The sequence below is a fragment of the Amycolatopsis sp. NPDC104863 genome (genome assembly GCF_055582965.1).
In genome coordinates this window covers 24103-32352 of the sequence record NZ_JBVJOW010000013.1, presented here as the reverse complement: position 1 = coordinate 32352, position 8250 = coordinate 24103, and the positions used below count along the sequence as shown (strand labels likewise).

The 8250-nt window shown below is 72.3% G+C and carries 10 protein-coding genes; 5 read left to right on the top strand and 5 right to left on the bottom strand.

The window, feature by feature from the left end; translation table 11 throughout:
* Positions 1–128: 128 nt before the first annotated feature.
* Entirely contained in the window at positions 129–1118 is a 990-nt protein-coding gene (locus ACZ63J_RS46725; protein ID WP_465308162.1) for a carbohydrate kinase family protein, read from the bottom strand.
* A gap of 148 nt (positions 1119–1266) precedes the next feature.
* On the opposite strand from ACZ63J_RS46725, the gene ACZ63J_RS46720 reads away from it, so the two are divergent.
* Complete coding sequence (locus tag ACZ63J_RS46720) at positions 1267–1437, top strand: hypothetical protein (RefSeq protein ID WP_465308164.1); 171 nt, start codon at positions 1267–1269, stop codon at positions 1435–1437.
* A 78-nt stretch (positions 1438–1515) separates the two neighbouring features.
* On the opposite strand, the gene ACZ63J_RS46715 is transcribed toward ACZ63J_RS46720, so the two are convergent.
* Entirely contained in the window at positions 1516–1893 is a 378-nt protein-coding gene (locus ACZ63J_RS46715; RefSeq protein WP_465308166.1) for a HesB/IscA family protein, read from the bottom strand.
* Positions 1894–2038: 145 nt separating this feature from the next.
* On the opposite strand from ACZ63J_RS46715, the gene ACZ63J_RS46710 reads away from it, so the two are divergent.
* Together ACZ63J_RS46710 and ACZ63J_RS46705 are read left to right on the top strand one after the other, a co-directional pair.
* Positions 2039–2686: a DUF3043 domain-containing protein gene (locus ACZ63J_RS46710; RefSeq protein ID WP_465342016.1), complete on the top strand. Its 648-nt coding sequence runs from the start codon at positions 2039–2041 to the stop codon at positions 2684–2686.
* Positions 2687–3147: 461 nt separating this feature from the next.
* Positions 3148–4137, top strand: coding sequence for an aldo/keto reductase family protein (locus tag ACZ63J_RS46705; protein WP_465408382.1), 990 nt, complete (start codon positions 3148–3150; stop codon positions 4135–4137).
* Between the two features lie 42 nt (positions 4138–4179).
* On the opposite strand, the gene ACZ63J_RS46700 is transcribed toward ACZ63J_RS46705, so the two are convergent.
* Both ACZ63J_RS46700 and ACZ63J_RS46695 read right to left on the bottom strand, forming a co-directional pair.
* Positions 4180–5022 carry a phosphoribosylaminoimidazolesuccinocarboxamide synthase gene (locus tag ACZ63J_RS46700; protein WP_465408380.1) on the bottom strand — a complete coding sequence of 281 codons (843 nt, stop codon included), beginning with the start codon at positions 5020–5022 and terminating at the stop codon, positions 4180–4182.
* Complete coding sequence (locus ACZ63J_RS46695; protein ID WP_465342560.1) at positions 5019–5768, bottom strand: GntR family transcriptional regulator; 750 nt, start codon at positions 5766–5768, stop codon at positions 5019–5021. The genes ACZ63J_RS46700 and ACZ63J_RS46695 overlap by 4 nt, the downstream gene beginning before the upstream one ends.
* Before the next feature lie 142 nt (positions 5769–5910).
* Here ACZ63J_RS46695 and ACZ63J_RS46690 point away from each other — a divergent pair, with 142 nt between their 5' ends.
* A complete protein-coding gene (locus tag ACZ63J_RS46690; RefSeq protein ID WP_465408378.1) occupies positions 5911–6375 on the top strand; it encodes a hypothetical protein in 465 nt (154 codons plus the stop codon).
* A 6-nt stretch (positions 6376–6381) separates the two neighbouring features.
* Here ACZ63J_RS46690 and ACZ63J_RS46685 read toward each other — a convergent pair whose 3' ends face one another.
* Entirely contained in the window at positions 6382–7065 is a 684-nt protein-coding gene (locus ACZ63J_RS46685) for an IspD/TarI family cytidylyltransferase (protein WP_465308178.1), read from the bottom strand.
* Positions 7066–7139: 74 nt separating this feature from the next.
* Here ACZ63J_RS46685 and cobT point away from each other — a divergent pair, with 74 nt between their 5' ends.
* Positions 7140–8216, top strand: a complete 1077-nt coding sequence (gene cobT, locus ACZ63J_RS46680; RefSeq protein ID WP_465342557.1) for a nicotinate-nucleotide--dimethylbenzimidazole phosphoribosyltransferase — start codon at positions 7140–7142, stop codon at positions 8214–8216.
* Positions 8217–8250 lie beyond the last annotated feature (34 nt).

The window sequence follows — 8250 nt, the reverse complement described above, 5'->3', positions numbered from 1 at the left end:
TTCTCTCCCCCCCCCCCCCCCCCCTTCCCCCCTCCTCCCCCCCCCCCCCCCCCCCCCCCCCCCCCCCCTCCCTCCCTCTCTTCCCCCCCCCCCCCCCCCCCCCCCCCCCCCCCCCCCCCGGCGGGGGGTCAGGCGGGCAGGACCGCCGAGATCTCGGTGGCCGCCTCCGGGCCGAAGGCCTCGCCGATGCGGGCCAGGGCGTCGGCGCGGTCGAGCGTCCACTCCTGCGTGCCGATCGTCTCCAGCACCAGCACCGCGATCAGCGAACCGAGCTGGGCGGCGCGTTCGACGTTCAGGCCGCCGTCGAGCCCGGCCAGGAAGCCCGCGCGGAAGCCGTCGCCGACGCCGGTCGGGTCGGCCTTGGCGCGCTCGGGCACCGCGCCGATCTGCAGGGCGACGCCGTCCTTGCCGACGATCTCGACGCCCTTCTCCCCGAGCGTCGTGATCCGCACGCCGACCTGGTCGAGCACGTCGGCCTCGGTCCAGCCGGTCTTCTGGAGCAGCAGCTCCCACTCGTAGTCGTTGCTGAACAGGTACTTCGCGCCGGCGACGAAGTCACGCGCCTGCTCGCCGCTCATCCGGGCCAGCTGCTGCGACGGGTCGACGGCGAAGGAGTACCCGCGCTGGCGGCACTCCTCGGCGTGGCGGACCATGCCCTCCGGGTCGTCCGGGCTGATCAGCACGAGGCTCAGCTCGCCGGCGCGCTCGGCGATCGGCTGCAGCTCGATGTTGCGGGACTCCGCCATCGCGCCCGCGTAGAACGTCGCGATCTGGCAGAGGTCCTCGTCGGTGGTGCACACGAAGCGCGCGGTGTGCGCGACCTCGGACACGTGGACCCCGGACGTGTCGACGCCGTGCCGCTCCAGCCAGGAGCGGTAGTCGGCGAAGTCCGCGCCGACGGCGCCCACGAGGACCGGCCGCACGCCGAGCACCCCGAGACCGAACGCGATGTTCGCGCCGATGCCGCCGCGCCGGACCACGAGGTCGTCGGCGAGGAAGCTCAGCGACACCCGGTGCAGCTGCTCCGCGACCAGCTGCTCCGCGAACCTGCCCGGGAAATGCATGAGGTGGTCGGTTGCGATACTGCCGGACACCGCGATCCTGGCCCTGTCTGCCACCGGCTGCTCCTTTGTGGTTGACCTCACGGCAAAAGGCGCGAAGTTACCCCCGGGTCATGACCCATCCGGGTAGTTCGCGCACGCCCACCCGACACTACCGGCTGGTACCGCTTCTCCAGTCGCGGACGGATCAATAGCGTTACGAATCGTGAACGCCGTCACCGAACCCGAGACCCTGTCCGAGCTGATCGCCGACTGCGCGCTGATCCCGGCCACGCTGCAGGCCAGGAGCCTGCCGCTGCCCCGCGTCACGGCCGAGCCGTGGGAAGTCGACGAGGCGTGCCACGCGCAGGTCGCGGAGCTCGACGCCTACGTGTGAGACCCCCGGAACGAAGAAGGCCCCGCCCTCCGAACGGAGGCGGGGCCTTCTCTCGTCGTGCTGCCGATCAGCGGAGACTCAGTGGAACGAGTCGCCGCAGGCGCAGGAGCCGGTGGCGTTCGGGTTGTCGATCGTGAAGCCCTGCTTCTCGATCGTGTCCACGAAGTCGATGACGGCTTCCGACACGTACGGCGAGCTCATCCGGTCGACGGCGACCTTGAGGCCGTCGAAGTCGCGGAACAGGTCACCGTCGAGCGTGCGCTCGTCGAAGAACAGCTGGTAGCGCAGGCCCGCGCAGCCACCGGGCTGGACGGCGATACGCAGGTGCATGTCGTCGCGGCCCTCCTGCTCGAGCAGGGCCTTCGCCTTGGCGGCCGCGGCGTCGGTCAACGTGACGCCGTGGGTCTCCTCGGCGGTCTCGGCCTGCGTCGCGCCGGCGTGCTCAGCGGTCGTCATGGCACTCCCTCTAGTTCGAACTCGCTGCGGATACTCCTCGTGCTGACGTTCTCAACACCCGGAGCGTCCGATCTGTTCCCCCACCATGGTCGCACATCGATCGACCTGGTGAACGGCGGCGTGACGCCTGCAATACCCTGGTGAGGTGAGGTTCCTGCGCCGAAGCACCACAGACACCGCCGCCGACGAGCCGGAGGCGGGCGAAGCCGTCGACGTCAGCGGCAAGTCGTTCACGCCCGGTAAGGGCAAGGCTACGCCGAAGCGCCGTGACGCGGAGGCGAAGCGGCGCGGCCCGGTGGCGCCGCCGCCGACCACCATGCGCGAGGCGATGAAGCGCAACAAGGAACTGCGCAAAGCCAACCCCCAGAGCAAGGAAGACCGCCGCGCGGCGGCCAAGGTCCGCCGCGACCGCATGATGGCGGGCGACGACAAGTACCTGCTCCCGCGCGACCGCGGGCCGGTCAAGGCGTACGTCCGCGACCTGGTCGACACCCGGCGCAACCTGCTCGGCCTGTTCATGCCGCTGGCGATCCTGGTGTTCCTGGCGCTGCTGGTGCCGCTGCCCCAGGTGCAGTCGTACATCACGCTGCTGTGCACGGCGCTGCTGCTGGTGATGGCGATCGAGGGCTTCGTGAACGGCCGCAAGATCGCGAAGCTGGCCCGGGAGAAGTTCCCGAAGGAGGCGATCAGCGGCCGGTCGATCGGGTGGTACGCGTTCGTGCGGGCGTCCCAGATCCGGAAGCTGCGGGTGCCGAAGCCGCGGCTGAAGCCGGGCGAGCCGATCCCGAACTGAGCTGGTTTCGAGAAGCCGGGTGGGCCGAGTGGCCTACCCGGCTTTTTGGTGTCCGGGCTCGGCACCCGCCGCTCGCTCGCCCGCAGCCACTCACCCGCCGCCGCCTGCCTGCTCGCCCGCCGCCGAACTCGCTCGCCCGCCGCCCGCCGCCCGCCGCCGCCTGCCTGCTTGCCCGCCGCCCAACTCGCCCGCCCGCCGCCCGCCGCCGCCCGCTCACCCGCCGCCGCCCAACTCGCCCGCCCGCCGCCCGCCGCCGCCCGCTCACCCGCCGCCGCCCAACTCGCTCGCCCGCCGCCCGCCGCCGCCCGCTCACCCGCCGCCGCCCGTCCGCTGTCGCGAATGGGTCATTCGCGACACCACACCCGCCCCCGCCGCTCGTCCGGACTCGCCGGACCCGCGGCGAGGCTGGAGTCACTCCAGGATCGTTAGCAAAGCAAACGATTACCGCCTACGCTTACCCCATGGAGTTTCGTCGTCTCGGCCGTAGCGGCCTCAACGTCAGTGAGATCTCGTACGGGAACTGGCTCACCCACGGTTCCCAGGTCGAGGAAGACCAGGCGCACGCCTGCATCAAGGCCGCCCTCGACGCCGGCATCACCACCTTCGACACCGCCGACGTCTACGCCAACACCGCCGCCGAATCCGTGCTCGGGCGGGGCCTGAAGGGGCAGCGGCGGGAGAGCCTGGAGATCTTCACCAAGGTCTTCTGGCCCACCGGTCCCAAGGGCCCCAACGACAAGGGCCTCTCGCGCAAGCACATCATGGAGTCGGCCAACGCCAGCCTCACCCGGCTCGGCACCGACTACCTCGACCTCTACCAGGCGCACCGGTTCGACCGGAGCGTCCCGCTCGAAGAGACCATGCTCGCCTTCGCCGACCTCGTGCGCCAGGGCAAGGTGCTCTACGTCGGCGTCTCGGAGTGGACCGCCGAGCAGATCAGCCGCGGCGCCGCCCTCGCCCGCGAACTGAAGATCCCCTTCGTCTCCAACCAGCCGCAGTACAACATGCTCTGGCGGGTCATCGAGGACCAGGTCATCCCGGCCTCCGAGCGCGAAGGCCTGAGCCAGATCGTCTGGTCGCCGATCGCGCAGGGCGTGCTGACCGGCAAGTACAAGCCCGGCCAGGACTACCCCGCCGGCTCGCGGGCCACCGACGAGAAGGGCGGCGCCAACATGGTCGCCCGCTTCCTCGGCGAGGACGTCCTCAAGCGGGTCGCCGAGCTCGAGCCGCTGGCCAAGCAGGCCGATCTGAGCCTCGCCCAGCTGGCCGTCGCCTGGGTGCTGCAGAACCCGAACGTCGCCTCGGCGATCATCGGGGCCTCGCGGCCGGAGCAGGTGCACGAGAACGTCAAGGCCGCCGGCAAGAAGCTCGACGCCGACCTGCTCCAGGCCATCGACGACGCCCTCGGTGACGTCGTCGAGCGCGACGCGAGCCTGACCAAGAGCCCCTGACCCGAAGCCGTGGATGCCGCCGCGCGGCGGCATCCACGGTGGTCAGGAGCGCGGCCAGGTCTTCCCGGTGATCCGCTCGTACACCTCGGTGTAGCGCTGCCGGGTCTGCTCGACGACGTCGGCCGGGATCTCGGGCCCGGGCGGGGTCTTGTCCCAGCCGGTCGTGAGCGACCAGTCGCGGACGTACTGCTTGTCGAACGCGTGCTGCGGGCGGCCCGGCTCCCACTGGTCGGCGGGCCAGAACCGCGACGAGTCGGACGTCAGGACCTCGTCGCCCAGGGTCAGCGTGCCGTCGGCGTCGAAGCCGAACTCCAGCTTGGTGTCCGCGATGATGACGCCCTGGGCGGCCGCGTGTTCGGCGCCCTTCGTGTAGATCTCCAGCGTCAGCTCGCGAAGCCGCTTCGCGGTGTCTTCGCCGATCTCGTTCATCACCTCGTCGAAGGTCATGAACTCGTCGTGGCCGGTGTCGGAGATCTTCGTGGTCGGCGTGAAGATCGGCTCCGGCAGCTTGTCGCCCTCCAGCAGCCCCGGCGGCAGCGCGACGCCCGAAATCTTGCCGTCACGCTGGTACTCGCGCAGGCCCAGGCCGGCGAGGTGGCCGCGCGCGATGCACTCGACCTGGACCATCTTCAGCGGCTTGCAGCGCATCGCCCGGCCGGCGAACTCCGCGGGCACGTCGGTGGTCGACACGACGTGGTTCGGGACGACGTCGGCCATCCGGTCGAACCACCACGCGGACAGCTGGTTGAGCAGCGCGCCCTTGTCCGGGACCGGCGTCGGCAGCGACACGTCGTAGACCGAGACGCGGTCGGACGCGACGAGCAGGATGTCCCCGCCGTCGAGCTCGTACAGGTCACGGACCTTGCCCGCGTGGATGTGCTTCATTCGCCGTCCTCAGTCGTGTACTCGTAGAAAACCCAGTGGTCGGGCAAGGCGGCGGACTCACCGTACTCGACGACCGTGCCGTCGGCCGCCAGGAAGGTGCTCCGGCCGAGCAGCACCGGCGACCCGGGGGGCAGCTCGAGCTCCGCGGCCTCCGCCTCGCTCGCCCGGCCCGCCGCGTGCCGTTCCTGCGTGGTCACGATCGTCGTGCCCAGCCGGGCGGCCGCGTGGGCCGGCGTGCCCTCGACGATCCGCTCGGCCACCAGCAGCGACGGCGCCTTGGCCGACAGCGCGCCGTCGAACCACGAGATCGACGTCGACAGCGGGCGCGAGTCCGGGCCGTAGGTGGTACGACGGCGGCGGATCGCCGGGGCGCCTTCCTCCAGGCCCAGCGCGGCCGCGGCGCGCTCGGACGCCGGCTCCAGCCCGGCCGAGCGGATCACGGCGTAGTGGCCGGGCGGGTAGATCCGGCCGGTCCGCGCGGAAGCGGCGCTGCGGTCGCGGGCCGTGCGGTGCAGGCCACCGCGGTCGACGACCGTGCCGACCCCGCGCACCGGCCGGACCAGCCCCTGCGAACGCAGCGTGGCCAGCACCTTGGTCGCCGTCGCCATGGCGACGGCCCACGTGCGCGCGATCTCGCGGGCCGACGGCACCGCGTCGCCCTCCTGCAGCCGGCCGGACAGGATGTCGTCACGGATCCGGCCCGCGATCTGCAGGTACGGCGGCTCAGGACGGTCGAGGGTGGGCAAGGCGGCTCCTCACGGGGACGTGTCGCACGCACAAGTGTTCTAGCACGCCGGAGTGTCTCCCACAAAGCCCTGTTCAGAACCACCCAGGTGTACTAGTACACACTCTGGACCGCGCACTAGTGCGCGAGTTACCCTCGAAAGTGTGTCCCCGCCCACACCGCACATCGGTTCGAGCGGCCCGGGCCTCGAGGAACTGCTCGAGGAGCTCCGGCGCCGCAAATGGGTGCTGCACCTGTTCGGCGGCCGGGAGGCGCCGGAGCTCTACGCGGCGGTGCACCGGTGGCCGACCTGCGCGGACGTCATCGTCCTGCGGGACGAGCACCGGGCCAGCGCCTACCGGGTCCCGACGTTCCCGGGCACCGACGTGTTCAGCCCGCGGGTGGTCACCTGGCAGTACCACGCCACCCCGGTCTGGACGCTGCGGGCGGTGCTCACGCTGGCGGAGCCCGGCACCCCGGGCGCGCCGCTGCAGGCGCTCCGGCCACAGCCGGAGTGCCACATCCCGCTCGAGCTGCGGCAGGAAGTGACCATCCGGCCGACCGGCACGGGCCTCGACATCGACCTCACGGAAAAGGACGACGACGGCGGCCCGCCGGCGTGCGCCTAGCGGCCGTCACGCCCGGCGGGCGAGCAACCGCTCCGCGACCACCAGGTCGTGGGGGTAGGTGATCTTCAGGTTCTCGGGAGCCCCCGGGACCCAGCGGATCGGCAGGGAGGAGAACCGCTCCATGCAGGACGAGGTGTCCGTTCCCAGAAAGCCTTCTCGCTCGGCCTTCTCGTAGGCCTCGAGCAGCGGTCCCGCCCGGAAGCCCTGAGGCGTCTGGACGCGGATCGCGCCGGGCACCTGGGCGACCAGGTGCCCGGCATCCACCCCGACGACGTCGTCCGCGGCCAGGCCCGGCACAGCCCCCCCGTCCTCGCGTGTCCGGGCCAGCACCGCGCCGACCAGATCGGAGTGGACCAGCGGCCGGGCCGCGTCGTGCAGCAGCACGGCGTCGACCCGGCCGCCGGCAATTCTGGGGGCGAGGTGGCGCAGCGCGTTGAGCTCGGACGCCTGGCGCGTGTCCCCGCCGGGCACGATCTCGACGTCCCCGTCGGCCACCTCTTCGGCGAGCTCGCGGTCCTGCGGCCGGATCACCAGCACCAGCACCCCGATCCCGGGCACGCGCTTGAAGGCGTCGAGCGACCACGCCACGACCCGCCGCCCGGCCAGGGGCAGGTAGACCTTGTTCAGCTTCGCGCCGACGCGGGTGCCCGCGCCGCTGGCCAGCACCACCGCGGCCGCTGTCGTCTCCACGAGCCGCGAGACTACCCGGACCGCCCGCCCGGTAGGTTGGCCACAGCGTTGCCGTGCAAGAGAAAGGGCCTGGTGTGGAGCCGGAAGACATCGAGTTCCCCGAGATCACCCCGCCCGACGACCACGCCCGGTCCGCGGCGATCGCCCTGCACGACAAGCTGGTGAAGCCGGCCGGGTCGCTGGGCCGGCTCGAGGAGCTGGGCGTCTGGATCGCGGCCTGCCAGGGCCAGTCGCCGCCGCGGCCGTTCACCCGCCCGCGCGTGATCGTGTTCGCCGGGGACCACGGCATCGCCGCGAAGGGCGTTTCCGCCTATCCCGCCGAGGTGACCGGGCAGCTGCTGGGCACGATGCTCACCGGCGGCGCCGCGATCAACGTGCTGGCCGCGGCCGCGGGCGCGAGTGTCCGCGTGGTCGACATGGCCGTGGACACCGAGGCGCCGGCGACCCGCTCGATCGGTGAGTTCAAGGTCCGCCGCGGCTCCGGCTCGATCGACGTCGAGGACGCGCTGAGCGACGCCGAGGTGAAGGCCGCGGTCCGGGCCGGGATCACGATCGCCGACGCCGAGGTCGACGGCGGCGCGGACCTGCTCATCCCGGGTGACCTGGGGATCGGCAACAGCACGCCGGCGTCGGTGCTGGTCGCGGCCCTGACCGGCAGCGAGCCGGTGGCCGTGGTCGGGCGCGGCTCCGGCATCAACGACGACGCCTGGATGCGCAAGGCCACCGCGGTGCGCGACGCCCTGCGCCGGGCCCGCGGGGTGCTCGCCGACCCGCTCGACCTGCTGCGCACCACGGCGGGCGCGGACATCGCGGCGATGGCGGGGTTCCTCGCCCAGGCCGCGGTCCGGCGGACGCCGGTGGTGCTCGACGGGCTCGTCGCGTGCGCCGCGGCGCTCGTCGCCGAAGACCTCGCCCCGGGCGCGCGCCGCTGGTGGGTGGCCGGGCAGCGCACGGCCGAACCGGCGCACGCACTGGCGCTGGAACACCTGGACCTGGGCCCGCTGCTGGAGCTGGACGTCCGGCTCGGCGAAGGCACCGGCGCGGTGACGGCGTTGCCGCTGCTGATGATGGCCGCGCGTGTGCTCGCCGAAACGGCGACGCACGAGCAGGCCGGGGTCTCCGGCCCGCTCATCCCGGCCACCGCCACCTGACCCCGGACGCGGTGAAGGCCACCTCGAGGTCCTC

Excerpts from the sequence above, each read along its gene's own strand:
- ACZ63J_RS46700 (WP_465408380.1), bottom strand. The coding sequence starts at position 5,022 with ATGAAGCACATCCACGCGGGCAAGGTCCGTGACCTGTACGAGCTCGAC.
- ACZ63J_RS46715 (WP_465308166.1), bottom strand. The coding sequence starts at position 1,893 with ATGACGACCGCTGAGCACGCCGGCGCGACGCAGGCCGAGACCGCCGAG.
- ACZ63J_RS46705 (WP_465408382.1), top strand. The coding sequence starts at position 3,148 with ATGGAGTTTCGTCGTCTCGGCCGTAGCGGCCTCAACGTCAGTGAGATC.